This window comes from Streptomyces sp. ADMS (assembly GCF_033441795.1).
In the GTDB taxonomy this organism is placed as follows: domain Bacteria; phylum Actinomycetota; class Actinomycetes; order Streptomycetales; family Streptomycetaceae; genus Streptomyces.
In genome coordinates this window covers 1-426 of sequence record NZ_JAVFVX010000457.1, presented here as the reverse complement: position 1 = coordinate 426, position 426 = coordinate 1, and the positions used below count along the sequence as shown (strand labels likewise).

General features: G+C 69.7%; 1 protein-coding gene. It reads right to left on the bottom strand.

Going from position 1 to position 426, the window contains the following annotated elements; translation table 11 throughout:
- Nucleotides 1-426, bottom strand: a 426-nt coding sequence (locus RB628_RS42930; protein WP_318325785.1) for a M48 family metalloprotease, incomplete at both ends; no start/stop codon positions are given.

Below are 426 nucleotides of genomic sequence, written 5' to 3'. Positions count from 1 at the left end.
CAGCTGGGAGTAGAAGGCGAAGCGGACGATGAGTCCGGCGATCACGCCCAGGAACAAGGCGATGGTGATCACCGCGACGTCGCGGTGCGCGACATGGGGCAGCTCGTGGGCGAGGACGCCTTCGAGCTCGGCGGGTTCCAGGCGGCGCTGCAGCCCGGTGGTCACGCAGACCACGGCGTGGTCTGCGTTGCGGCCGGTGGCGAACGCGTTGGGCAGGTCCATCCGGGAGATGGCCACCCGTGGTTTGGGCATGTCCGCGGCCGCGCACAGCCGGTCGATGACGCCGTGCAGTCGAGGCGCCTCCTCCCGGGTGACGAGGTGGCCGTGCATGGCGTACAGGGCGATCCGGTCGGAGTACCAGTACTGCGCGGCCAGCAGCGCGGCGGCGATGACGACGACCAGGACGACGGACTTGAGCAGCACGAT